Below are 217 nucleotides of genomic sequence, written 5' to 3'. Positions count from 1 at the left end.
CGGCGATGCATCGTTTCACTACTGAGTTCGGGATGGGATCAGGTGGTTCCAATGCTCTATGGTCGTCAAGAAATTCTGTAGCCAGAATGTCCAGATGGACAGCCCAGCGAATCCGGATATGCGATATTTGTGGTTCGTTGCGAACTTTCGGTTCGTATCATCTTCACCACCGCAATCTGCAGAAGCAAATTGCTTGGGTGTTATATGGTCAAGCCTC

General features: G+C 48.8%; 1 rRNA gene. It reads right to left on the bottom strand.

Going from position 1 to position 217, the window contains the following annotated elements:
* Positions 1 to 70 (bottom strand): 5S ribosomal RNA (gene rrf, locus JNA92_RS25755); the annotation flags it as partial.
* Between the last annotated feature and the right edge of the window lie 147 nt (positions 71 to 217).

Source organism: Pseudomonas putida, assembly GCF_022627325.1.
Lineage (GTDB): Bacteria > Pseudomonadota > Gammaproteobacteria > Pseudomonadales > Pseudomonadaceae > Aquipseudomonas > Aquipseudomonas putida_X.
The sequence above is the reverse complement of the archived record's forward strand: the minus strand, read 5'-3'. Positions and strand labels throughout refer to the sequence as shown.